This window comes from Janthinobacterium sp. FT14W, assembly GCF_009208755.1.
Lineage (GTDB): Bacteria > Pseudomonadota > Gammaproteobacteria > Burkholderiales > Burkholderiaceae_D > Janthinobacterium > Janthinobacterium violaceinigrum.
Map to the genome: position 1 here is coordinate 1 of NZ_WFLL01000156.1, position 285 is coordinate 285.

The 285-nt window shown below is 48.4% G+C and carries 1 rRNA gene; it reads left to right on the forward strand.

The features are described from left to right. Window positions 1-178 precede the first annotated feature (178 nt). A 5S ribosomal RNA gene (gene rrf, locus GCN74_RS28410) occupies window positions 179-285 on the forward strand; the annotation flags it as partial.

Below are 285 nucleotides of genomic sequence, written 5' to 3' on the forward strand. Positions count from 1 at the left end.
CATTAAGCTAACCAGTACTAATTGCCCGTACGGCTTGTCCCTATAACCTTAGCAGGTACAGAGGATAAGACGGTACAACGTTGCGTGTGTGTTGATACCATTCATTACCCCGATCTTTGCTTCTTCCGGATTCATGGCTTTGTCGTCCCACAGGAGATAAACGCCAGTACAAGTTATGCCTGATGACCATAGCAAGTTGGTCCCACCCCTTCCCATCCCGAACAGGACCGTGAAACAACTTTGCGCCGATGATAGTGCTGCAACCAGTGTGAAAGTAGGTTATCG